Below are 22,959 nucleotides of genomic sequence, written 5' to 3' on the forward strand. Positions count from 1 at the left end.
ATTTGGGTGGCGTGACACGCCAGAGGGCAAACCCTGCATGCTCTGGCGTGCAGCGGCAATTGGACGTTGACCAAGCCGCAGCAACGCCACGGTCTGGCTACGAGCTCCGGTGCTGCTATTCGCCTTCCTCGAAGTAGTCTTCGATCAGCGCGACCAGTGCGTCCATCGCCTCGTGTTCCTGGTCGCCCTCGGTGCGCATGTGCAGCGTGGTGCCCTTGCTCGCCGCCAGCATCATCACAGCCATGATGCTCTTGCCGTCGACCACGGTGTCGGGGCAGCGGCCGATACGGATGTCGCAGGGGAATTGGTTGGCGACCCCGACGAACTTGGCGGCGGCCCGGGCATGTAGCCCGAGTTTGTTGACGATGGTGATATCGCAGACTGGCATGGTTCTTCCTAGACCAGGTCGCGATGGCGGACCTGGACGTTTTTCAGAGGCTCGCGCAGCGCCTGACACAGTCGCTCAGCCAGATACACCGAGCGGTGATGCCCGCCGGTGCAGCCGATCGCGACCGTGACATAGGCGCGATTGCTGGCAGCGAAGCGGGGCAGCCATTTGCTGAGATAAGCATGGATATCCTGAAACATCTCCTCCACGTCGGCCTGCTGCGCGAGGTAGTCGATCACGGGTTGGTCGAGTCCGGAATAGTCGCGCAGCTCGGCCTTCCAATAAGGATTTGGCAGGCAGCGAACATCGAACACGACGTCGGCATCGACGGGCATGCCGCGCTTGAATCCAAAGGATTCGAAAAGAAATGCGGTCCCCGGCTCAGGTTTGTTCAGTAGGCGCAGTTTCAGCGTGTCGCGCAGCTGGTAGAGATTCAGGTGCGTCGTGTCGATCTTGAGATCGGCATGGTCGATGATCGGGGCGAGCAGCTTTTCTTCGTCGCGAATGGCCTCGGCCAGCGAGCGTCGCTCGGTGGTCAACGGATGACGGCGGCGTGTTTCAGAAAAGCGTTTGAGCAACGTTTCATCAGCTGCGTCCAGGTAGAGCACGTCGCACTGGATGTGTCGGGCTCTTGCCTCGACGAGCAGCTCGGGAAAGCGCTTGAGCTGGCTCGGCAGATTGCGAGCGTCAATGGAGACGGCGACCTGGGGTTGCAGTAATTCCGTGTGCAGGAAGGCGCGCTCTGCCAGTTCGGGAAGCAGCCCCGCCGGCAGATTATCGATGCAGTAGAAACCGTTGTCTTCGAGCACGTCGAGCGCCGTGCTTTTGCCGGAGCCGGAGCGGCCACTGACGATGATCAGGCGCATGGCGCGTTCTTCCGGCGGGGTCTTTGGTGCACGGCCTGGGCCGAACGGCGTCGGTGTCGCGAGCGGTGGCAGGTCTTGGGCACGTCTCGTTCCTCACTTCTCGCTGGCCTGCATGCGCAGCTCCGGCGTTATTGGCCGCTCTGGATGTCAACCACCGTCTGGTAGAGCGATTCGGACGTCGAGGCGCTGCGCAGGCGCTCGCGGACGTCGTCGCGGTCAAGCATGCTGGCGATCTGGCGCAGTAGCTCCAAGTGTTCATCTGTCGCTGCTTCGGGTACGAGCAGGACGAACAGCAGGTCAACCGGTGCGCCGTCGATCGCATCGAAATCCACCGGTGCGCCCAGGTGCAGCACCGCGCTTAAGGGCGAGGTGCAGCCGGTCATGCGACAGTGCGGGATGGCGATGCCGTTGCCGAATCCGGTGGAGCCGAGCTTCTCGCGGGCGACGAAGCTTTCGAAGATGGCTTGCGGGTCGAGGTCGGGGAGATCCCGGGCAATCACCTTGGCGATTTGCTCCAGGACGCGTTTCTTGCTGCCGCCCGGCACGTTCACCAAGGAACGTGCGGGGGTCAGGATATTTTCGAGTCGGATCATGATGGGCTAGCGGGCTAGGGCACCCTGGCTGTGGTCGAGCTGTTTTTCTTTGTGCTTGATGAGCTGGCGGTCGAGCTTGTCGGCAAGCAGGTCAATGGCGGCGTACATGTCTTCGTGCTCGGCGTTGGCAACAACTTCGCGTCCGGCGACATGAAGGGTGGCTTCGGCCTTCTGCTTGAGCTTCTCGACCTGAAGGATCACTTGAACGTTGATGATGCGGTCGAAATGCCGTTCCAGCCGTTCGAACTTTTCCTCGAGGTAGTCACGCAGGGGCTCGGTAACTTCAAGGTGAAGGCCAGTGATAGTGACTTGCATACTGCATCTCCTTTTGCCACGTGCGGATTGGCGGACCAGAGGTTCGCCAGCGTAAGAGATTCGGCCGGATCACCCGGTATCTACAGTAACCGCTTGCGCTCGCTGGACGGCGCGATACCCAGTGACTCACGGTATTTTGCGACGGTACGGCGTGCTACCTGGATGCCCTGCTCTTCCAGTAAACCAGCGATCTTACTGTCGCTCAACGGCTTTTTCGGGTTTTCCGCGGCGACCAGCTTCTTGATGATCGCGCGGATCGCGGTGGACGAGCATTCGCCGCCTTCCGCGGTGCTGACGTGGCTGGAGAAAAAGTACTTGAGCTCGTAGATGCCGCGTGGGGTATGCATGAATTTCTGAGTGGTCACGCGGGAAATCGTCGACTCGTGCATGCCCACCGCTTCGGCGATGTCATGCAGGACCAGCGGCTTCATCGCCTCGTCGCCATGGTCGAGGAAGCCGCGCTGGTGTTCGACAATCTGCGTGGCAACCTTCATCAGCGTCTCGTTGCGGCTGAGCAGGCTCTTGATGAACCAGCGCGCCTCTTGCAACTGGTTGCGCATGAAGGTGTTGTCGGCGCTGGAGTCGGCGCGTTTGACGAAGCCGGCATACTGCGCGTTGACTCGCAGACGAGGCATCGCTTCCTGATTGAGTTCGACCAGCCAGCGGTCGTTGTGCTTGCGTACGATGACGTCCGGCACGACGTACTCGGGTTCGCTCGCCTCGATCTGCGAACCGGGGCGCGGATTAAGCGTCTGGATCAAGTCGACGACCTGGCGTAGCTCGTCCTCCTTGAGCTTCATGCGGCGCATGAGCAGCGCGTAGTCGCGGTTGCCAAGGATATCCAGGTGATCGCTCACCAGGCGTACTGCCTCGGTCAGCCAGGGCGTGCGCTCAGGCAGCTGGCGCAGCTGCAGAAGCAGGCATTCGCGCAGGTCCCGGGCGCCAATCCCGGCGGGCTCGAACTGCTGGATGCGGCGCAGCACCACTTCGATTTCGTCGAGCTCGATTTCCAGTTCTGGATCGAACGACTCCAGGACTTCTTCGAGCGTTTCCTCGAGGTAGCCCTGCGGGTTGATGCAGTCGATCAGGGTGGCGGCAATGAGCCGGTCGGTGTCGCTCATGGGCGCAAGGTTCAACTGCCAGAGCAGGTGGCTCTGCAAGCTCTCACCAGCGGACGTGCGGGTGGTGAAGTCCCAGTCGTCGTCATCGCTGCTCGGCAGGTTGCTGGCGCTGGTCTGGTAGATGTCTTCCCAAGCGGTGTCGACGGGCAATTCGTCAGGGATGCGGTCGCCCCAATCGCCTTCATCGGCGTGTTCGGCGGTGCTGACGGTTTCTTCATAACGGCTGTCCGCGCCGTTCGGTTCGGGCGTCGAAGCATTGTCCGTCTGGGTCTCGATCGACTCGGCCATTACGTCCGAGCCCTCGAAATCATCCCCATCCTCTTCGCGTTCCAGCATGGGGTTGGAATCCAGCGCTTCCTGAATCTCCTGCTGGAGATCGAGCGTGGATAACTGGAGCAACCGTATGGCCTGTTGCAGCTGCGGTGTCATCGTCAGCTGCTGGCCCATCTTCAGGACTAGCGATGGTTTCATGGCAGAGGACTTCGAACCTTGTTTGCCGGCGCAACCGCGCCTGTTCCGACTGTTGGCGGCTTGGGCGCCAGAGGAAGCAAATTATATGCCTGCTGGCGAAGCCTTTGCCTAGCCCTTGGGCGCGACGTCTCCTGAAAAAAAAGCCGGTCAGAGCCTGAATTCGTGGCCCAAGTACACTTCCTTGACGAGTTGGTTGGCCAGGATGGTTTGCGCGTCGCCTTCAGCGATCAGCTGGCCATCGTTGACGATATAGGCTGTCTCGCAGATATCCAGCGTCTCGCGCACGTTGTGGTCGGTGATGAGCACGCCGATACCCTTGGCCTTCAGGTGATGGATGATCTGCTTGATATCGCCGACCGATATGGGGTCGACGCCGGCAAACGGCTCATCGAGCAGGATGAACTTGGGCGCGGTGGCCAGCGCACGTGCGATCTCGACCCGGCGTCGCTCCCCGCCCGACAGACTCATGCCCAGGCTGTCGCGGATATGGCTGATGTGAAACTCCTGCAGCAGCCCTTCCAGCGCCTGTTGGCGCCCACTGCGATCGAGGTCTTTGCGGGTCTCGAGGATGGCCATGATGTTGTCGGCGACCGAGAGCTTGCGAAAGATCGAGGCCTCCTGCGGCAGATACCCAATGCCAGCGCGTGCCCGGCCGTGCATTGGCAGGTGCGTCACGTCGTTATCGTCGATGAGGACTCGTCCCTGGTCGGCCCTGACCAGGCCAACGATCATGTAGAAACAGGTCGTCTTGCCCGCGCCGTTCGGGCCTAGCAAGCCAACGATCTGGCCGCTTTCGATGGACAGGCTGACATCACGAACGACCTGGCGGCTCTTGTAGCTCTTAGCGAGGTGCTGGGCCTTGAGGGTTGCCATTACTCGCTCTGCTCCGTTGCCGGCTGGTCGCGCTTGCGCGGCTGGATGACCATATCGACCCGTGGGCGCGGGGTCGTGACATCCGCATTGGTGGCGCGCCCGGCGTTCACGATTTGGCGCTGGGTGTCGTAAACGATTTTCTCGCCTTCGAAGGTATTGCCTTCCTGGACCACTTTGGCTTGGTCGATGAGCACGATGCGCTCGTTTGCCGCGAAATACTGGATGGTCAGGCCGTACGCCTTGACGATCTCCTTGTCGACGGCGGGCTTCTGCTCGTAATAGGCCGGCTTGCCGATGGACGTGAAGACCTCCACGTCACCGTTTGCGTTCTGGGTGATGGTAACGGTGTCGCCAGTTATCTTCATGGTGCCTTGGGTGATGACCACATCGCCGCGGTACACCGCGACGCCTTGGCGATCATCCAGTTCAGCCGTGTCGGCCTGGACGCGGATCGGCTGGTTGCGATCCTCGGGCAGCGCATGGGCATTGGCACCGAGCAGAAGAATGCTCAGACCGAGCAAGAAGGGGAGAGTCTTAACGCAGCTCATGCTGGCCTCTTACGTTGGATAGCAGGAGCATCCTGCCTTCGTTCATGTACGCTTTCATGCCCGTGGCGGTGGTCACGCCGTTCGCGGCGACGATTCTAACGGGTTGCCGGGTCTCGGCATAATCCTTCTCCGGCAGCACGGTCATCCGGCTGCTGGTCACGATGGTGGGGCGGCCTTTGGCATCGGTTCGCTCGATACGCACGTTGTCGATCAGCTCGACTTCCTCGCCCTGCGGCCCGACTTCGCCGCGCTCGCTGGTGACGTGCCAGGGCAGGTCGGTGCCGCGGTAGGACTTGAGGTCCGGCCGGGTAAGCAGGCTGACGTCGCTAGCCTTGACGTGCTCGACCTTCTCGGCGACCAGTTCGTAGTTGCGCTTGCCGTCGGGCTGGTATTGCACGGTGCGCGAGTTGATCACGTAGAAATCGATGGGAGACTCCGGCGCTGTAACGGCGGCTGGCGTCTCCATGAAACTCTCGGGGCGGATATTCCAGTAGCCGATGGCGCCCAACGATAGGGCGATCAGCAACAGGACGGCAGGCAGGCGAATCTTGCTCAGCATGGTCACCTCTACAAATAGGCAGCCTGGGCTGCCTCGAGGGTGCCCTGGGCGCGCATGATCAGCTCGCAGAATTCGCGCGCGGCGCCTTCGCCACCTCGGGCGCCGGTGACGCCGTGGGCATGCTCGCGCACAAACGCGTCGGCGCTCGCGACCGCCATGCCCAGCCCGACTCGGCGAATCACTGGCAAGTCCGGCAAGTCGTCGCCCAGGTAGGCGACTTCGGCATAGTCCAGGCCGAGTTCGCCGAGCAACTCGTCGAGCACGACCAGCTTGTCTTCGCGCCCCTGATAGAGATGCTGGATGCCGAGGTTCTGCGCACGACGTTCAACGACGGGTGTCTTGCGGCCGCTGATGATCGCGGCGCGTACGCCAGAGTTGATCAGCATTTTGATGCCATGCCCGTCGAGCGTATTGAAGGTCTTGAACTCGCTGCCGTCCACCAGGAAGTAGAGCTTGCCGTCCGTCAGCACGCCGTCGACATCGAAGATCGCCAGGCGTACGCCGCGAGCACGTTGTAACAAGTCGTTCATCTCACATCACCCCCGCGCGCAGCAGATCGTGCATGTTCAGTGCGCCGACGGGACGGTCGCTATCGTCGACCACGACCAGTGCGTTGATCTTGTTGTCCTCCATGATCTTTAGCGCTTCGGCTGCGAGCATATCGGCGTTTGCGGTCTTGCCATGGACCGTCATGACCTGGTCGATGATGGCCTCGCGAACGTCAACGCTTTTGTCCAGGGTTCGGCGCAGATCGCCATCCGTGAAGATTCCGGCGAGGGTCCCGTCCTTCTCGACGATGACCGTCATGCCGAGGCCTTTGCGGGTCATCTCGAGCAGGGCTTCGCGCAGCGAGGTGCCGCGATTCACGCGAGGCAGTCGCTCACCGGAATGCATCACGTGTTCGACTTTCAGCAGCAGGCGGCGGCCCAATGCACCCCCGGGGTGGGAAAACGCGAAGTCTTCGGCGGTGAAACCACGCGCCTCGAGCAGCGCGATCGCCAGGGCGTCGCCCAGCACGAGGCTCGCCGTGGTGGAAGAGGTGGGGGCCAGGTTGAGCGGGCAGGCCTCGATGGCGACGCTGGCGTCCAGGTTGACCTGAGCCGCTTTGGCCAGTACCGACTCGGGGTTGCCGGTCATGCTGATCAAAGTGATGCCGAGGCGCTTGATCAACGGCAGCAAGGTCACGATCTCACTGGTGCTGCCCGAATTGGAGAGGGCCAGCACCACGTCGTCGCGCGTGATCATGCCCATGTCGCCATGGCTGGCTTCGGCGGGATGAACGAAGAACGCGGTGGTGCCAGTGCTCGCCAGGGTCGCCGCGATCTTGTTGCCGATATGCCCGGACTTGCCCATGCCGACCACTACGACCCGGCCCTTGCATTGCAGGATGAGTTCGCAAGCCTTGACGAATTCAGCGCCGATGCGGCCTTTAAGCTGCTCAACCGCATCGATTTCCATGCGAATGGTGCGCTGAGCCGTCTCGATCAAATGGCTGCTCTGGTTCATCTGTGCATCGTCACCTAGGCTAAAGCGCGGGATTATAGCGACATTCACCTGGTCGCTCATCGAAAAACCTGAGTGCGTATGTCTGCTTGATGTGTCCGCTGCGGAGGCTGAACGGGCGCTGAACGAGCGACGTGATTCACGCCCGGACACAGTCGCACGCTGTGGATGGCCCTGGCGCGGTGCTATAGTTCGCCGCCGAAAAACGGTCGCGCGAAGTATCCCCGGAATGCCTGGGAGCGTCTGACTCGCAGGCTGTATCCAAGGAGAACCGATGAGCGTCGCCAACGCTAACGCTGTCGAGCTGAAGGGCGTCACCTTCACGCGCGGCGAGCGAAGCATTTTCCGTGACATTGATATCGTCATACCGCGAGGCAAGGTGACGGCCATTATGGGCCCGTCCGGCTGCGGTAAGACGACGCTGTTGCGTCTGATCGCCGCACAATTGAAACCCGATCGGGGTGAGGTCTGGGTCGCAGGCACCAACCTGCCGACGCTGTCCCGGCGCGAACTGTTCGACATGCGCAAGCAGATGGGCGTGCTGTTCCAAAGTGGTGCGCTGTTCACTGATCTGGACGTGTTCGAGAACGTCGCGTTTCCCCTGCGCGTGCACACCAAGCTGCCTGAAGAGATGATCCGCGACATCGTGCTGATGAAGCTTCAGGCCGTCGGCCTGCGTGGCGCCATCGACCTCATGCCTGACGAGTTGTCCGGCGGCATGAAGCGCCGCGTGGCGCTGGCCAGGGCGATCGCGCTGGATCCGCAGATCCTTATGTACGACGAGCCGTTCGCCGGCCAGGACCCTATCGCCATGGGTGTGCTGGTCCAGTTGATCCGGCTGCTCAACGATGCCCTCGGCATCACGAGTATCGTGGTTTCGCATGACCTTGCCGAAACGGCAAGCATCGCTGACTACATCTATGTGGTCGGGGAGGGCCAGGTACTCGCTCAGGGAACACCCGACGCGCTGCGGCGCTCGGACAATCCGCGTATCCAGCAATTCATGCGCGGTACGGCAGATGGCCCGGTACCGTTTCATTTCCCCGCGCCGGCTTATGCGGACGATCTGCTGCGAGGTTCCGATGCGTAGGCGTTCATTGATCGAACGAGTCCGGCTGCTGGGCGAGGCCGGCCTGAACGTGGTCGCGGCCCAGGGGCGTGCGACGCTGTTCCTGTTCCATGCGCTGTTCGGTCCGAGCGGGCTGGACAATCGTTTCTCCCTGCTGGTGCGCCAGCTGTATTCGGTGGGCGTGCTGTCGCTGGCCATCGTCGTGGTGTCCGGCATCTTCATCGGCATGGTCCTGGCGCTGCAGGGCTACAGCATTCTGAGCAGCTATGGCTCCGAGCAGGCAGTCGGACAGATGGTCGCGCTGACCTTGCTGCGCGAGCTGGGCCCTGTAGTCACCGCGCTGCTCTTCGCGGGCCGAGCTGGTTCGGCGCTGGCCGCCGAGATCGGCAACATGAAATCCACCGAGCAGCTGTCCAGCCTGGAGGTGATCGGCGTCGATCCGCTGAAGTACATCATTGCGCCGCGGTTGTGGGCCGGCTTCATTTCGCTGCCGTTGCTGACGCTGATTTTCAACGTCGTCGGCATCTGGGGTGGCGCGATGGTTGCGGTGGACTGGCTCGGGGTTTACGAGGGGTCGTTCTGGGCGAACATGCAGAACAGCGTGACCTTCAGCTCCGATGTGCTCAACGGCGTGATCAAAAGCCTGGTGTTCGCCCTTGTCGTAACCTGGATCGCGGTGTTCCAGGGCTATGACTGCGAGCCGACGTCCGAAGGCATCAGCCGCGCCACGACCCGTACCGTGGTCTATGCCTCCCTCGCGGTGCTTGGCCTCGACTTTATTCTGACCGCGTTGATGTTTGGAGACTTTTGATGCGCATCCGCACCCTGGAAATCGGTGTTGGCCTGTTCCTGCTGGCGGGCATCCTGGCTTTGCTACTGTTGTCGCTGCGCGTCAGTGGCCTCAATGCAGCCGGTGCCGACACCTATAAGTTGTATGCCTATTTCGACAATATTGCCGGTCTGAGTGTCCGATCCAAGGTAACCATGGCTGGTGTGACTATCGGCAAGGTGACCGCGATCGACCTTGATCGCGAGAGTTATACCGGACGTGTCACGCTGGAGATCCAGGAGGATGTGAACATCCTGCCTGCCGACTCGACGGCGTCGATCCTGACGGCCGGGCTGCTGGGCGAGAAGTATGTCGGCATCAGCGTTGGTGGGGATGAGGAGACGCTGGGTGATGGCGATACCATTCGCGACACTCAATCCTCTCTCGTGCTGGAAGACCTGATCGGCAAATTCCTGCTCAATTCGGTAAATAAAGAATGAGGAGTTACTCCATGTCTATCGCCTTGCGTCGTGGTCTGTTGATCCTGCTCGCGCTCATCCTGCCGCTTTCGGCCCAGGCGGCGCCGAGCGCCCACGAGGTCATCCAGTCGTCCACCGATCGTCTGCTGGCGGATCTGAAGGCCAACAAGGAGCAGTATCGCCAGGACCCGAATGCATTCTATGAATCGCTGAACGAGATACTCGGCCCTGTCGTGGATGCCGAGGGTATCTCCCGCAGCATCATGACCGTGCGCTACTCGCGTAACGCTTCACCGGAACAGATGAAGCGTTTCGAGGAAAACTTCAAACGCAGCCTGATGCAGTTCTACGGAAACGCTTTGCTGGAGTACGACAACCAGCAGATTCGCGTGCTGCCGGCTAGTGGAAAACAGGACGCCGAGCGCACCAGTGTCGGCATGGAAGTGACCGGGCGTCAGGGCGAGATCTATCCGGTTTCCTACACCATGGTCAATCAGGACGGTGACTGGCTGGTACGTAACGTCATCATCAACGGGATCAACATCGGCAAGCTGTTCCGGGATCAATTCGCCGATGCCATGCAGAAGAACGGCGGCGACCTGGACAAGACAATCAATGGCTGGGCGCAGGTCGTGGCGAATGCCAAGGACACCGCCGCGGGCCAGAAGGCGGCCGGCGATGAGTGAAACCAGAGTCGAGCAAGGTGGCGACGGAAGCCTCAGGCTCTTCGGCGTGCTCGACTACCAGACTGGCCCGGCGCTGCGCAGTGAAGGGCGCGCCCTGATCGGCAGTGGGGATAAGCAGCGGCTGACGATCGATTGCTCCGGCGTCGAAAAATCCAGCAGCGTGGGCCTGTCCCTGCTGCTGGCCTTCACTCGCGACGCCAGGCGGGCTGGCCGTGAGGCTGTCATCGTTGGCATGCCCGAGGACATGCGTGATATCGCCCGGGTGTCGGGCCTGATGGAAGTCCTGTCGCTACAGGAACACGCGTAGGGAGTGCGTAGATGATCTTGCGTTGGGCGGAAGCGACACGGACGAAAGTGCACAAGGCGGCGGAGTCGCTGGGTAATCTGTTCGTCGAGACCTTTCACTACTTGTCATTGTTCGCCATCGGTGCGGTGACGGCGTGGGCGGGGCTCGTCGCCTTCCTCGGCATGATCGAGAAGGGCAGCATCAGCGTCGATGACATTCTGCTGCTGTTCATCTATCTAGAGCTCGGTGCCATGGTTGGCATCTATTTCAAGACCAACCACATGCCGGTCCGCTTCCTTATTTACGTGGCGATCACCGCGCTGACCCGGCTGCTGATCTCGGATGTCTCGCACCACCATCGACCGGACATGGGCGTGGTCTACATTTCCGGTGCGATCCTGTTGCTGGCACTGGCGATCCTCGTGGTGCGCTACGCCTCCTCGCGTTTTCCCTCGGTGGTCGCTGAAGACCGTCACCGGCCAAAGCGCGACCGCGAGGTCGAAACGCTCGATTGAGCGAGCTTCGTCAGCTTGCGAGGCCGCGGGGTTCGCAGCTATTGGGGTTTTTTGTATGATGGCCGGCCGCGCGCGTCCGGCGCCGATCGAGGTAGAACATGCAGGCTGCAGAAGTTAAGAAATTCCTGGAAGAGAAGCTTCCAGGCGCTCAGGTGGAAGTTGAAGGCGAAGGCTGCAACTTCCAGTTGAACATCATCAGCGACGAGTTGGCCGCCCTTGGGCCGGTCAAGCGCCAGCAGAAGATCTACACCCATCTGAACCCATGGATCGCAGACGGCAGCATCCACGCCGTCACCATGAAGTTCTTCAGCCAGGCCGATTGGGCCGGGCGCAACTGATCGGGCCTGGCTCCGATCGTGAAGACTGATTTCAAGCGGCGCGCCTCGTCTGTTCGCGCCCTTCTCCGAGTGGGCTTCGAGCCTGCGGGCTACGGGAATTTCCATGGATAAACTGATCATTACCGGCGGCGCCCGCCTCGACGGCGAGATTCGTATCTCCGGCGCGAAGAACTCTGCGCTGCCGATCCTTGCAGCGACGCTGCTTGCCGATACGCCTGTCACCGTCTGCAACCTGCCGCACCTGCACGACATCACCACGATGATTGAACTGTTCGGCCGCATGGGTGTGCAGCCTGTCATCGACGAGAAACTGGCTGTCGAGGTCGATGCCAGCAGCATCAAGACGCTCGTTGCGCCTTACGAGCTGGTCAAGACCATGCGCGCGTCGATTCTCGTGCTCGGTCCGATGGTCGCGCGTTTTGGTGAAGCCGAAGTGGCGCTGCCTGGTGGTTGTGCGATCGGTTCGCGTCCCGTCGACTTGCATATTCGGGGCCTCGAGGCGATGGGCGCGCAAATCGACGTCGAAGGCGGCTACATCAAGGCAAAGGCACCAGCCGGCGGGCTTCGCGGCGCGCATTTCTTCTTCGATATCGTCAGCGTGACCGGTACCGAGAACATCATGATGGCGGCGGCCCTGGCCAATGGCCGTTCGGTGTTGGAAAACGCGGCGCGTGAGCCGGAAGTGGTCGACCTGGCCAACTTCCTCAACGCGATGGGCGCGAAGATCACCGGCGCCGGCACCGACACCATTGTCATCGAGGGCGTCAAACGTCTGGGTGGCGGCCGTTTCAGCGTCATGCCCGACCGCATCGAAACCGGCACCTACCTCGTCGCTGCAGCTGCGACCGGCGGGCGTGTACGGTTGAAAGATACCGACGCCACGCTGCTCGAAGCGGTGCTGCACAAACTCGAGGAAGCCGGTGCTCATATCGATACCGGCAGCAACTGGATCGAGCTGGACATGAAGGGCAACCGCCCCAAGGCCGTCAACATTCGCACCGCGCCATATCCGGCGTTCCCTACCGACATGCAGGCACAGTTCATTTCGCTGAATGCCGTGGCCGAGGGTACCGGAACCGTCATCGAGACGGTGTTCGAGAACCGCTTCATGCACGTCTATGAAATGAACCGCATGGGCGCGCAGATTCTTGTCGAAGGCAATACGGCGATCGTCACGGGCGTACCGACGCTCAAGGGTGCACCAGTGATGGCGACCGACCTGCGCGCCTCGGCGAGCCTCGTGATCGCCGGTCTGGTGGCCGAAGGCGATACGCTGATCGATCGCATCTACCACATCGACCGCGGCTACGAGTGCATCGAGGAAAAACTGCAGCTGTTGGGGGCGAAGATTCGCCGCGTTCCCGGCTGACGGATCGCTGAAGCCCGCCGGCGCCTGCCAGGCAGGACGCCGGCTCGCCGGCTACTTTGGCCGGCCTCCATCAGGTTCAAGGAAACGCTCTGCCCATGCTTACCATCGCCCTGTCCAAAGGCCGCATCCTCGACGACACGCTCCCGCTGCTGGCGGCGGCTGGTATCGAGCCGACCGAAAATCCCGAGAAAAGCCGCAAGCTCATCATCCCGACGACCCAGGCCGACGTACGCCTGTTGATCGTGCGGGCAACCGACGTCCCAACCTACGTCGAGCAGGGCGCAGCCGACCTTGGCGTCGCCGGCAAGGACGTGCTCATGGAGTTCGGCGGCCAGGGGCTCTACGAGCCGCTGGACCTGAAAATCGCCAACTGCAAGCTGATGACCGCTGGCAAGGTCGGCGTACCGGAGCCAAAGGGCCGGCTACGTGTGGCAACCAAGTTCGTCAACGTCGCCAAGCGTTATTACGCCGAACAGGGCCGCCAGGTAGACATCATCAAGCTCTACGGCTCGATGGAACTGGCCCCGCTGGTGGGCCTCGCGGACAAGATCATCGACGTGGTCGATACCGGCAATACGCTACGTGCCAATGGCCTGGAGCCGCAGGAGTTGATCGCGCCGATCAGCTCGCGCCTGGTGGTCAACAAGGCGTCGATGAAGATGCAGCACGCGCGTATCCAGGCCTTGATCGACACCTTGCAGCGCGCGGTCGATCAGCGCGGCTAAGCGCCGCGGTCAGCCGGACCGTCACTATCCGCGCCATAGCGAAATTCCCGGGTGCCGGCGCGGTTGGCTTGTTACTCTACGGCGCCTGGACAACTGCAAGACGCATCCCTCATGAGGCCCGTTATGACCGCTTCCCTCGACCTTCGCCGACTCAACGCCGCTGATCCCGATTTCGCTCGACACTTGGATCATCTGCTGAGCTGGGAAAGCGTGTCCGACGAGGGCGTCAATCAGCGGGTACTGGACATCATCGCTGCCGTGCGCGCGCGCGGCGACGCCGCGCTGGTCGAATTGACGCAGCGATTCGACGGGTTGCAAGTCGCCTCGATGGCTGACCTCATCCTGCCTCGAGCGCGCCTCGAAGCTGCACTTGAGCGCATCACTCCGGCCCAGCGCCAGGCGCTTGAAGCGGCTGCCGAGCGGGTTCGTACCTATCACGAACGTCAGAAGCAAGACTCCTGGCGATACACCGAGGCCGACGGCACGGTGCTTGGCCAGCAGGTGACTCCGCTCGACCGCGCCGGCCTCTACGTGCCGGGCGGCAAGGCGTCCTACCCATCATCGGTACTGATGAACGCCATCCCCGCCAAGGTAGCGGGCGTACCGGAGGTGGTGATGGTGGTGCCGACGCCCCGCGGCGAAATCAACGAGCTCGTGCTGGCGGCGGCATGTATCGCAGGTGTCGATCGAGTCTTCACCATCGGTGGCGCCCAAGCCGTCGCTGCGTTGGCCTACGGCACGGAGAGCGTGCCACCGGTGGACAAGATTGTCGGCCCCGGCAACATCTACGTGGCGACCGCCAAGCGCCACGTGTTCGGCAAGGTTGGCATCGACATGATTGCCGGTCCGTCCGAAATCCTCGTGGTCTGCGACGGCCAGACGGATCCTGACTGGATCGCAATGGACCTGTTCTCCCAAGCCGAGCACGACGAAGACGCCCAGTCGATCCTTGTCAGCCCCGACGCCGCCTTCCTCGATCGCGTCGCCGAAAGCATTGCGCGGCTGCTGCCAACGCTGGAGCGCGCTGACATCGCACGTGCGTCGATGCAGGGTCGCGGCGCGCTGATTCAGGTCGCCGACATGAAGCAGGCGATCGAAGTCGCCAACCGTATCGCGCCGGAACACCTGGAGTTGTCGGTCGCCGAGCCTGAACAGTGGCTGCCGCACATCCGCCACGCTGGTGCGATCTTCATGGGGCGTTACACCGCCGAGGCGCTGGGCGATTACTGTGCCGGCCCGAACCACGTCTTGCCGACGTCCGGCACGGCGCGCTTCTCATCGCCGCTCGGTGTGTACGACTTCCAGAAGCGTTCCTCGATCATCCATTGCTCGGCTGATGGCGCCTCCGAACTCGGCAAGATCGCCTCCGTGCTTGCCCGCGGCGAGTCGCTGACGGCGCACGCGCGCAGCGCCGAGTACCGGATCAAGCCGTGATCCAGTAGGAGCAGCTGCCTGGCGATTCGCGCTCAAAGCCATCGCCAGCACGCCGGCTTCCGCACCACCTAGACCCCCAACGAATTCGAGGAGAGAAGGGCATGAGCAAGTTCTGGAGCCCTTTCGTCAAGGACCTGGTCCCCTATGTTCCCGGCGAACAGCCCAAGCTGAGCAAGCTGGTCAAGCTCAACACCAATGAGAACCCATATGGCCCTTCGCCGAAGGCGGTGGCGGCGATGCACGCAGAGTTGGGCGATAGCCTGCGCCTGTATCCAGACCCCAACGGCGAGCGGCTCAAGCGGGCCGTGGCGGACTACTACGGCGTGCGACCCGAGCAGGTGTTCGTTGGTAACGGTTCGGACGAGGTGCTCGCCCATGCGTTCCACGGCCTGTTCCAACACCGTGAACCACTGCTTTTCCCGGACATCAGCTACAGCTTCTACCCGGTGTATTGCGGACTCTACGGCATCGAGTACCAGGCGATACCGCTCGACGACGGTTTCAACATCGACGTGGCCGATTATGCACGGCCCAACGGTGGAATCATTTTCCCCAACCCGAACGCACCGACCGGCTGCCTGCTCGGGCTCACGGCCATTGAGCAGTTGTTGACGGGCAGCCCCGATTCGGTGGTGCTGGTCGATGAAGCCTATATCGATTTCGGTGGCGACTCGGCCATCGCGCTGGTCGATCGTTATCCTAATCTGCTGGTCACCCAGACCCTATCAAAGTCACGCTCGCTGGCCGGTTTGCGGGTCGGGCTGGCGGTTGGGCATCCGGACCTGATCGAGGCTCTGGAGCGCATCAAGAACAGCTTTAACTCTTATCCGCTCGATCGTGTCGCCATCGCCGGAGCCGCAGCGGCGTTCGAAGATCGCGACCATTTCGAGCAGACGCGCCGGCAGGTTATCGACAGTCGCGAAGCGGTGACCGCGTCGATGAAAGCGCTGGGTTTCGAGGTGCTGCCATCGGCCACGAACTTTATTTTTGCCCGTCATCCAGCGCACGATGCGTCTCTGGTCGCGGCACGTCTGCGCGAGCAGGGCATTATTGTTCGTCACTTCAAGGCGGCGCGGATCGATCAGTTCTTGCGCATCACAATCGGCACGCCTGAGCAGAACCAGGCGTTGCTCGACGCGCTGGGTCAGCTCATCGGCTGATCGTCACGCAGCGGCGCCGCCCTTGCGCGGCGGCGTCGTTCGCCTCGTGGCCTTTTATTGCTGGGGGCTCTTTTCGACCAGTGGACGCATGCCCACCTCGGCCGTGAGCGTGAGCGGCTTACCGTTACGTAGGATGTCGATATCGATGCGATCACCGGGCCGCGCCCGCGCGACCTGGTTCATCGATGTGCGACCGTCCAGCGCCTGCTCTCCATCAATGCTGAGAATCAGGTCGCCGGGTTGCAGGCCCGCGCGCTCGGCGGGCCCGTCGCGATACACCCCGGCGACGACGATTCCGGGGCGCCCGGCCTGACCGAAGGACTCTGCCAGCTCTTGGGTCAGCGATTGGACCTCGACGCCCAGCCAGCCGCGGATGACCTGGCCGTGCTCGATGATCGACTTCATCACCTCCATGGCCAGCTTCACCGGGATCGCAAAGCCGATGCCCTGCGAGCCGCCCGACTCCGAAATGATCGCGGTGTTGATGCCGATCAAGTGGCCGGCGGTGTCGACCAACGCGCCGCCTGAGTTGCCGCGGTTGATCGCCGCGTCGGTCTGGATGAAGTCTTCATAGGTATTCAGCCCAAGCTGGTTGCGGCCGGTGGCACTGATGATCCCCATAGTGACGGTCTGGCCAACGCCGAACGGGTTCCCAATCGCCAGGGTGACGTCGCCGATGCGAATGCTGTCCGAATGGCCAAGCGTGATGGCGGGCAGATTGGCCAGGTCGATCTTGAGCACGGCGAGATCGGTCTCGGGGTCGCTACCGATGACCCTGGCAAGGGTTTCGCGGCCGTCACGCAACGCCACGACGATCTGCTCGGCATTGGCCGTCACGTGGTAGTTGGTCAGCAGATAGCCTTCGGGGCTCATGATCACCGCCGAGCCCAGGCTCGACTCCATCCGGCGCTGGCGCGGCAGGCTGTCGCCAAAGAAGCGCTGGAACAGCGGATCATCCTTGAGCATCGGCTGTTGCGCGGAGCTGTCGATTACCTTGGTGGTGTATAGGTTGGCTACGGCCGGGGCCGCACCACTCACGGCGCTCGCATAGGAATAAGGACCTTGCCGCGGGGCGCCGGCTGGTAACGTCTGTTGCAAGGTGTATTCGGGTTCGGCGGTCATGCCGACCAGATGGGGGTAGCGCTGAATGATCAGCAGGGCCAGCAGCAAGCCCACCAGCAACGGCCAGCCGATAAAACGCAGGGCATTGATCATCGCGATTGAAAATCCGGACAGGTTGCTCGGGGCAGGGGTGCCCTTTAAGGTGGCGGCATTATACGAAGCTGACGAGGAAATGCAGCTTAGTCCATGTGATTCTGGGTATTCATCCGCACGGCTTAGTTCGCCCCGTTGCAGAGCGACCCAGGTTCGCACGTCAATCGAACTGGGAGAGGCTTGATGGCCGTTGCACTGTCGACTTTGGTGGCGTACGCCGATCGTTATCTGAACGCGGGCAAGATTGCCGATTACTGCCCCAATGGGCTGCAGGTCGAGGGCCGCGCCGAGGTGAGCCGTATCGTCAGCGGCGTTACTGCGAGCCAGGCGCTGCTGGATGCAGCCGTCGAAGCCGGCGCGGACGTTGTATTGGTCCACCACGGCTACTTCTGGAAGAACGAAGATCCACGTGTGCTGGGCATGAAGCAACGGAGGCTCAGGACGTTGCTGCTCAACGACATCAGCCTGCTGGCCTACCATCTGCCGCTAGACGTCCATCCCGAGGTCGGTAACAACGTGCAGCTGGCGCGTGTGCTCGGGTTGCTGGAGGAGGGGCCGCTCGAACCTGACAATCCGCGCTCGGTGGGGCTGGTCGGCTCGCTCCCAGAGCCGCTTCTCCCGTCTGAATTGGCGGCGCGGATACAGCGCGAGCTGGGGCGTGAGCCGCTAACGGTCGCGGGCACGGCTCCTATTCAGCGCATCGCCTGGTGCACCGGTGGCGCTCAGGGTTACATCGAACAGGCTGTCGCAGCAGGCGCCGATGCGTACTTGACTGGGGAGGTGTCCGAGCAGACGGTGCATGTCGCGCGTGAGACGGGCATCAGTTTCTTCGCTGCGGGCCATCATGCAACGGAGCGCTATGGCGTCCAAGCGCTTGGGGAGCATCTGGCGCGGCAATTCGGCATCGAGCACCGGTTCATTGACTGCCCGAACCCTGCGTGATCACTGGCCGATACGCCGACGCTCACGGTCTCGCGACCATTTTGGCGCGGCATAAACCTAGAGCATTTCGATCTAACCGGCGGCCTGATTAGAATTTATCGCCGTGATAAAGTGGCGCCCTCGTTCCGGCCTGCCGGCCGTCCATCTGCCTATACGTGAGTAGCCATGGTCGACAAACTGACGCATCTGAAACAGCTGGAGGCGGAAAGCATCCACATCATCCGTGAGGTGGCCGCCGAATTCGACAACCCGGTGATGCTCTATTCCATCGGCAAGGACTCGGCCGTGATGCTGCATCTGGCGCGCAAGGCGTTCTTTCCAGGCCGCCTGCCGTTCCCGGTGATGCACGTCGATACGCGCTGGAAGTTCCAGGAGATGTACCGCTTCCGCGAAAAGATGGTCACGGAAATGGACCTGGACCTGATCACGCACATCAATCCCGATGGCGTGGCGCAGAACATCAACCCGTTCACCCACGGCAGTGCCAAGCACACCGACATCATGAAAACCGAGGGGCTCAAGCAGGCGCTGGACAAGCACGGTTTTGATGCGGCCTTCGGCGGTGCGCGGCGTGACGAAGAGAAATCGCGAGCCAAAGAGCGCGTCTACTCGTTCCGCGACAGCAAGCACCGCTGGGATCCGAAGAACCAGCGCCCGGAGCTGTGGAACGTCTACAACGGCAACGTGAAGAAGGGCGAGTCGATCCGCGTCTTCCCACTGTCGAACTGGACCGAGCTGGACATCTGGCAATACATCTATCTGGAACAGATCCCGATCGTGCCGCTGTACTTCGCCGCCGAGCGCGAAGTCATCGAGAAAAACGGCACCCTGATCATGATCGACGACGAACGCATCCTCGAGCACCTCAGCGACGAGGAAAAGGCGCGTATCGAGAAGCGTATGGTTCGCTTCCGCACCCTGGGCTGCTACCCGCTGACGGGCGCCGTTGAATCCACCGCGACGACCTTGCCGGAAATCATCCAGGAGATGCTCCTGACCCGCACCTCCGAACGCCAGGGCCGCGTCATCGACCACGATGCCACCGGGTCGATGGAAGAAAAGAAACGCCAGGGTTACTTCTAAGGATTACGCACCATGTCTCATCAGTCAGATTTGATCGGCCAGGACATCCTCGCGTACCTGGCGCAGCACGAGCGCAAAGAACTCCTGCGGTTTCTCACCTGCGGCAACGTCGACGACGGCAAGAGCACCCTGATCGGGCGTTTGCTGCACGACTCCAAGATGATCTACGAGGATCACCTCGAGGCGATCACGCGCGACTCGAAAAAATCCGGCACCACGGGCGATGACGTCGACCTGGCGCTGCTGGTCGATGGCCTCCAGGCCGAGCGCGAGCAGGGCATCACCATCGACGTGGCCTACCGTTATTTCTCCACGGCCAAGCGCAAGTTCATCATCGCCGATACCCCTGGCCATGAGCAGTACACGCGCAACATGGCCACCGGTGCCTCGACCTGCGACCTGGCAATCATCCTCGTCGACGCGCGCTACGGCGTGCAGACGCAGACCAAGCGCCACAGCTTCATCACTTCGCTCCTGGGCATCAAACACATCGTTGTCGCCATCAACAAGATGGACCTGATGGACTTCGACCAGCAGGTCTTCGAGAAGATCAAGGCCGACTACCTGGCCTTTGCCGAGCGTATCGAGCTGCAACCGACGTCCTTGCACTTCGTGCCGATGTCGGCGCTCAAGGGCGACAACGTGGTCAACCGTTCCGAGCGTGCGCCTTGGTACGAAGGGCAGTCGCTAATGGAGATTTTGGAAAGCGTCGAGATCGCTGGCGATCGCAACTTCGAGGACCTGCGCTTCCCGGTGCAGTACGTCAACCGCCCCAACCTCAACTTCCGTGGTTTCGCTGGCACACTGGCCAGCGGCATCGTGCGCAAGGGCGACGAGGTGTTGGTATTGCCGTCCGGCAAGCGCAGCACCGTCAAATCCATCGTCACATTTGACGGCGAGCTGGAGCAGGCGACCCCGGGCGAAGCCATCACGCTGACCCTCGAAGACGAGATCGATGTGTCGCGCGGTGACATGCTGGTCCACGCCGACAACCAGCCGCGCATCGCCGACGCGTTCGATGCCGTGCTGGTGTGGATGGCCGAGGAGCCGATGCTGCCTGGCAAGAAATATGACATCAAGCGCGCCACCAGCTACGTCCCCGGTTCCATCGCCAGCATCACGCACCGCGTGGATGTGAACACCCTGGAGCATGGCCCGGCCAGCAGCCTGCAGCTCAACGAGATCGGGCGGGTAAAGGTCAGCCTTGATGCGCCGATTGCGCTCGACGGCTACGCGCAGAACCGCACCACTGGCGCCTTCATCATCATCGATCGCCTGACCAATGGCACCGTCGGCGCCGGTATGATCATCGCCGATCCCTTGTCGCACGGTACGTCCGGCCATCATGGCGCGCTCGCGCACGTATCGACCGACGAGCGCGCGACGCGTTTTGGCCAGCAGCCCGCGACCGTACTGTTTACCGGTCTTTCGGGTGCGGGCAAGAGCACGCTGGCCTACGCGGTCGAGCGCAAGCTCTTCGACATGGGGCGCGCGGTCTATGTGCTGGACGGGCAGAACCTGCGTCATGACCTGAACAAGGGCCTGCCGCAGGACCGCGCTGGTCGCACCGAAAATTGGCGCCGCGCCGCGCATGTGGCGCGCCAGTTCAACGAGGCCGGTCTGATCACCCTGGCTGCGTTCGTTGCTCCAGATGCCGAGGGCCGTGAACAGGCCAAGGCGCTGATCGGCGCTGATCGGGTCGTCACCGTCTACGTACAGGCGTCACCGCAGGCGTGCCAACAGCGCGACCCGCAGGGGCTTTACGCTGCCGGTAGCGACAATATCCCGGGCGAGTCCTTCCCGTACGACATCCCGGGCAATGCCGATCTCGTCATCGACACCGAGTCGCTGAGCGTGGAAGAGGGTGCCAAGCAGGTGATTGATTTGCTGCGTAAGCGCGGCGCTATCTAAGCGAGCCTTCGTTGACGCGAAAACGCCCTGCTAATGCAGGGCGTTTTTGTTTGGGCTGCATTGCCCGTCATTCCGCGCAGCTAAGCAACGTAGGTTGGATTAGCCGAAGGCGTAATCCGACGGTCGCGTGGATGCGTGCGTGCTTGCGTGCGGGTACGGTGTCTGGTCGATTCGATGCGCCCATGCTCGGTAAACGACGCAAGCGCCTCTGGCGATTCCATCCTTCGAAAGCCGCACACAGCCGATGCCGTGCGGCACACACGACGTAGGTTGGATTAGCCGAAGGCGTAATCCGACAGAGGCTACATGTCACGATGCCCACGCACCGCGCCAGGGACGAGAAGCGACGGATCGCCCGCCCAGTCAACTGGATAAAGTCCCGCACGCACATCACGGTGAAAGCTCGAATAGGGCCAGTCGCATACGCGCCGAACCAGGCCGTGCTTGAGTGGATTGACGTGAACGTAATCGACATGCCGGCGGAAGTCGCTTTCATTGCGGATCATGTGCTCCCAATAGCGACGTTGCCAGATACCGCGCTCACCTCGTTGCAGGCGCACCGCCGATCGATATTCGCCAGGAGGCAAGGCGCGGCTGAAGAACGTTTTGATCAGCCGCCACCGCAGAGCGTAGTCCGCGTCACCTGGCGGTAGCGTCCAAACACAATGCATGTGCTCGGGGAGCACAACCCAGGCGTCGATGGTAAACGGATGGAGCCGGTGTACCCGCCGGACCGACGCCCGAAACAGATCGATATGCCGCACCAGCAAATCGTTGCCGCGTCGCTCCAGCAGATTCACAGTGAAAAACCAGCTCGCCCCCGGGACGAGGGCGCGACGGTAGTTAGGCATCCTTGCCTCCAGCGTTGCAATTGCTGGAAGTGTAGGCGGCACCAATCGCGGTTGGTGCGGCCTATTCGTGATAAACGACAAGCCGGCACACAAACCGATGCGCAGACGATGAAGGTTGGATTAGCCGAAGGCGTAATCCTACGTTTGTGTGGGTGCGTGCGGGTGCGGTGGTGGGGCAACCGATATGGCCGGTTCGCGGTAAACGACGGAAGCGCCTCCGGCGATTCCATCCTACGAAGCGATTCTCCGTCCCGTGGTGTCCGTCATTCGGCGCAGTCAAGCAACGTAGGTTGGATTAGCCAAAGGCGTAATCCGACGTTCGCGTGAATGCGTGCGGGTGCGGTGTTTGATTGATCACTGTGCCCGCGCGCGGTAACCGACGGAAGCGTGTCTGGCGACCCACCGGATGAAAGGCGATCCGCCGCCGTGGTCATCCCCCAAACAGCAAAACGCCTCGCACGAAGGCAAGGCGTTTTGTTTGCAACGGTGGAGTGGGTTCGTTGGATGACGGATTACGCTTCGCTAATCCATCTTACGAATTGATCCGCCTTACCGGGTTTGGCCGGGCGGACGCGGCCCGTTTCGCGGTCACCGACGGAAGCGCCTCCGGCGATTCCATCCTACGAAAAGCGATACGCCGTACCGATCCGGTGCCAAGCGAATGTAGGTTGGAATAGCCGAAGGCGTATTCCGACGTTCCGGAGGGTCGGGTGATCGAAGTGTTTGGTCGAGCGGACGCGGCCCGTTTCGCGGTCACCGACGGAAGCGCCTCCGGCGATTCCATCCGACGAAAAGCGATCCGCCGTACCGGCCCGGTGCCAAGCGAATGTAGGTTGGAATAGCCGAAGGCGTATTCCAACGTTCCGGGGGGGCGGGTGATCGAGGTGTTT

The 22,959-nt window shown here is 61.8% G+C and carries 27 protein-coding genes; 14 read left to right on the forward strand and 13 right to left on the reverse strand.

Annotated elements, in window-relative coordinates; genetic code table 11:
* Window positions 1-115 precede the first annotated feature (115 nt).
* From KXR72_RS19190 to KXR72_RS19235, 10 genes are all read right to left on the reverse strand, one after another.
* The gene (locus KXR72_RS19190; protein WP_437422693.1) at window positions 116-388 is read right to left on the reverse strand and encodes an HPr family phosphocarrier protein; all 273 of its coding nucleotides are present in this window, start codon (window positions 386-388) and stop codon (window positions 116-118) included.
* A gap of 8 nt (window positions 389-396) precedes the next feature.
* The gene (gene rapZ / locus KXR72_RS19195) at window positions 397-1,254 is read right to left on the reverse strand and encodes an RNase adapter RapZ (protein ID WP_437422694.1); all 858 of its coding nucleotides are present in this window, start codon (window positions 1,252-1,254) and stop codon (window positions 397-399) included.
* A gap of 128 nt (window positions 1,255-1,382) precedes the next feature.
* Entirely contained in the window at window positions 1,383-1,847 is a 465-nt protein-coding gene (gene ptsN / locus KXR72_RS19200) for a PTS IIA-like nitrogen regulatory protein PtsN (protein WP_437422695.1), read from the reverse strand.
* 6 nt (window positions 1,848-1,853) lie between these two features.
* Complete coding sequence (hpf, locus tag KXR72_RS19205; protein WP_437422696.1) at window positions 1,854-2,162, reverse strand: ribosome hibernation-promoting factor, HPF/YfiA family; 309 nt, start codon at window positions 2,160-2,162, stop codon at window positions 1,854-1,856.
* Between the two features lie 80 nt (window positions 2,163-2,242).
* Window positions 2,243-3,754 (reverse strand): RNA polymerase factor sigma-54, encoded by a 1,512-nt coding sequence (locus KXR72_RS19210; protein ID WP_437422697.1) that lies wholly within the window; start codon window positions 3,752-3,754, stop codon window positions 2,243-2,245.
* A gap of 147 nt (window positions 3,755-3,901) precedes the next feature.
* Window positions 3,902-4,627, reverse strand: coding sequence for an LPS export ABC transporter ATP-binding protein (gene lptB / locus KXR72_RS19215; protein ID WP_437422698.1), 726 nt, complete (start codon window positions 4,625-4,627; stop codon window positions 3,902-3,904).
* Window positions 4,627-5,175, reverse strand: a complete 549-nt coding sequence (lptA, locus tag KXR72_RS19220) for a lipopolysaccharide transport periplasmic protein LptA (protein ID WP_437422699.1) — start codon at window positions 5,173-5,175, stop codon at window positions 4,627-4,629. The genes lptB and lptA overlap by 1 nt, the downstream gene beginning before the upstream one ends.
* Complete coding sequence (gene lptC / locus KXR72_RS19225) at window positions 5,162-5,734, reverse strand: LPS export ABC transporter periplasmic protein LptC (RefSeq protein ID WP_437422700.1); 573 nt, start codon at window positions 5,732-5,734, stop codon at window positions 5,162-5,164. The genes lptA and lptC overlap by 14 nt, the downstream gene beginning before the upstream one ends.
* A gap of 8 nt (window positions 5,735-5,742) precedes the next feature.
* Window positions 5,743-6,264, reverse strand: coding sequence for a KdsC family phosphatase (locus KXR72_RS19230; RefSeq protein ID WP_437422701.1), 522 nt, complete (start codon window positions 6,262-6,264; stop codon window positions 5,743-5,745).
* Window position 6,265: 1 nt separating this feature from the next.
* Entirely contained in the window at window positions 6,266-7,240 is a 975-nt protein-coding gene (locus KXR72_RS19235) for a KpsF/GutQ family sugar-phosphate isomerase (RefSeq protein ID WP_437422723.1), read from the reverse strand.
* A 271-nt stretch (window positions 7,241-7,511) separates the two neighbouring features.
* Between KXR72_RS19235 and KXR72_RS19240 the strand changes: the two genes are divergently transcribed.
* From KXR72_RS19240 to hisC, 11 genes are all read left to right on the forward strand, one after another.
* Window positions 7,512-8,327 carry an ATP-binding cassette domain-containing protein gene (locus KXR72_RS19240; RefSeq protein ID WP_437422702.1) on the forward strand — a complete coding sequence of 272 codons (816 nt, stop codon included), beginning with the start codon at window positions 7,512-7,514 and terminating at the stop codon, window positions 8,325-8,327.
* Window positions 8,320-9,117, forward strand: coding sequence for a lipid asymmetry maintenance ABC transporter permease subunit MlaE (gene mlaE / locus KXR72_RS19245; protein ID WP_437422703.1), 798 nt, complete (start codon window positions 8,320-8,322; stop codon window positions 9,115-9,117). Before KXR72_RS19240 ends, mlaE begins: the two co-directional genes overlap by 8 nt.
* Complete coding sequence (gene mlaD, locus KXR72_RS19250) at window positions 9,117-9,575, forward strand: outer membrane lipid asymmetry maintenance protein MlaD (protein ID WP_437422704.1); 459 nt, start codon at window positions 9,117-9,119, stop codon at window positions 9,573-9,575. Before mlaE ends, mlaD begins: the two co-directional genes overlap by 1 nt.
* An 11-nt stretch (window positions 9,576-9,586) precedes the next feature.
* The gene (locus tag KXR72_RS19255; RefSeq protein ID WP_437422705.1) at window positions 9,587-10,240 is read left to right on the forward strand and encodes an MlaC/ttg2D family ABC transporter substrate-binding protein; all 654 of its coding nucleotides are present in this window, start codon (window positions 9,587-9,589) and stop codon (window positions 10,238-10,240) included.
* Window positions 10,233-10,547 (forward strand): STAS domain-containing protein, encoded by a 315-nt coding sequence (locus KXR72_RS19260; protein WP_437422706.1) that lies wholly within the window; start codon window positions 10,233-10,235, stop codon window positions 10,545-10,547. The genes KXR72_RS19255 and KXR72_RS19260 overlap by 8 nt, the downstream gene beginning before the upstream one ends.
* Before the next feature lie 11 nt (window positions 10,548-10,558).
* A complete protein-coding gene (locus KXR72_RS19265; RefSeq protein WP_437422707.1) occupies window positions 10,559-11,041 on the forward strand; it encodes a phosphate-starvation-inducible protein PsiE in 483 nt (160 codons plus the stop codon).
* Between the two features lie 98 nt (window positions 11,042-11,139).
* Entirely contained in the window at window positions 11,140-11,379 is a 240-nt protein-coding gene (locus KXR72_RS19270; protein WP_437422708.1) for a BolA family protein, read from the forward strand.
* A gap of 103 nt (window positions 11,380-11,482) precedes the next feature.
* Window positions 11,483-12,748, forward strand: a complete 1,266-nt coding sequence (murA, locus tag KXR72_RS19275) for a UDP-N-acetylglucosamine 1-carboxyvinyltransferase (RefSeq protein ID WP_437422709.1) — start codon at window positions 11,483-11,485, stop codon at window positions 12,746-12,748.
* A gap of 95 nt (window positions 12,749-12,843) precedes the next feature.
* A complete protein-coding gene (gene hisG, locus KXR72_RS19280) occupies window positions 12,844-13,473 on the forward strand; it encodes an ATP phosphoribosyltransferase (RefSeq protein WP_437422710.1) in 630 nt (209 codons plus the stop codon).
* A gap of 123 nt (window positions 13,474-13,596) precedes the next feature.
* A complete protein-coding gene (gene hisD / locus KXR72_RS19285) occupies window positions 13,597-14,907 on the forward strand; it encodes a histidinol dehydrogenase (RefSeq protein ID WP_437422711.1) in 1,311 nt (436 codons plus the stop codon).
* 101 nt (window positions 14,908-15,008) lie between these two features.
* On the forward strand, window positions 15,009-16,067 hold the full coding sequence (gene hisC, locus KXR72_RS19290; RefSeq protein WP_437422712.1) for a histidinol-phosphate transaminase: 1,059 nt from the start codon (window positions 15,009-15,011) through the stop codon (window positions 16,065-16,067).
* A 54-nt stretch (window positions 16,068-16,121) separates the two neighbouring features.
* Here the strand turns inward: hisC and algW are convergent, their stop codons facing one another.
* A complete protein-coding gene (gene algW / locus KXR72_RS19295) occupies window positions 16,122-17,282 on the reverse strand; it encodes a Do family serine endopeptidase AlgW (protein WP_437422713.1) in 1,161 nt (386 codons plus the stop codon).
* 183 nt (window positions 17,283-17,465) lie between these two features.
* Between algW and KXR72_RS19300 the strand changes: the two genes are divergently transcribed.
* From KXR72_RS19300 to cysN, 3 genes are all read left to right on the forward strand, one after another.
* Window positions 17,466-18,224: a Nif3-like dinuclear metal center hexameric protein gene (locus KXR72_RS19300; RefSeq protein ID WP_437422714.1), complete on the forward strand. Its 759-nt coding sequence runs from the start codon at window positions 17,466-17,468 to the stop codon at window positions 18,222-18,224.
* Window positions 18,225-18,389: 165 nt separating this feature from the next.
* Complete coding sequence (cysD, locus tag KXR72_RS19305; protein WP_437422715.1) at window positions 18,390-19,307, forward strand: sulfate adenylyltransferase subunit CysD; 918 nt, start codon at window positions 18,390-18,392, stop codon at window positions 19,305-19,307.
* Between the two features lie 12 nt (window positions 19,308-19,319).
* The gene (gene cysN, locus KXR72_RS19310; protein WP_437422716.1) at window positions 19,320-21,218 is read left to right on the forward strand and encodes a sulfate adenylyltransferase subunit CysN; all 1,899 of its coding nucleotides are present in this window, start codon (window positions 19,320-19,322) and stop codon (window positions 21,216-21,218) included.
* A gap of 302 nt (window positions 21,219-21,520) precedes the next feature.
* On the opposite strand, the gene KXR72_RS19315 is transcribed toward cysN, so the two are convergent.
* Both KXR72_RS19315 and KXR72_RS19320 read right to left on the reverse strand, forming a co-directional pair.
* Window positions 21,521-22,069 (reverse strand): REP-associated tyrosine transposase, encoded by a 549-nt coding sequence (locus KXR72_RS19315; RefSeq protein WP_437422717.1) that lies wholly within the window; start codon window positions 22,067-22,069, stop codon window positions 21,521-21,523.
* Between the two features lie 532 nt (window positions 22,070-22,601).
* The coding region (locus tag KXR72_RS19320) for a hypothetical protein (protein WP_437422718.1) at window positions 22,602-22,959 on the reverse strand (358 nt) is incomplete at its 5' end.

The organism is Stutzerimonas chloritidismutans (assembly GCF_051486945.1).
Taxonomy (GTDB): domain Bacteria; phylum Pseudomonadota; class Gammaproteobacteria; order Pseudomonadales; family Pseudomonadaceae; genus Stutzerimonas; species Stutzerimonas chloritidismutans_B.